1 protein-coding gene is annotated in these 274 nt (G+C 40.9%); it reads left to right on the forward strand.

Features of this window, described 5'->3' with window-relative positions; all coding sequences use genetic code 11:
• The coding region (locus tag ACNQ0T_RS24220; protein WP_417930497.1) for an NAD-dependent epimerase/dehydratase family protein at nt 1-274 on the forward strand (274 nt) is incomplete at both ends.

Consider the following 274-nt stretch of genomic DNA (forward strand, 5'->3'; position numbering starts at 1 on the left):
GATAACGTTCACCCTATTAGCCTTTACTATGAAGTGAACGTTGATGGAGCCAAAAACGTCTGTGATGTCGCTGAACAGTTGGGTATCAAACATATTGTTTTCACTTCATCGGTTGCTGTTTATGGCTTCGTTGAAAAAGAAACCGGCGAAGATGGCGAATATCATCCATTTAACCACTATGGTAAATCTAAGTTAGAAGCTGAATACGTTTACGATGCATGGCAGGCAAAATCGGCGGATAATATCTTAGTCACTATTCGCCCAACCGTTGTAT

Source organism: Enterobacter cloacae complex sp.6700776 (assembly GCF_048284255.1).
GTDB classification, from domain to species: domain Bacteria; phylum Pseudomonadota; class Gammaproteobacteria; order Enterobacterales; family Enterobacteriaceae; genus Enterobacter; species Enterobacter intestinihominis.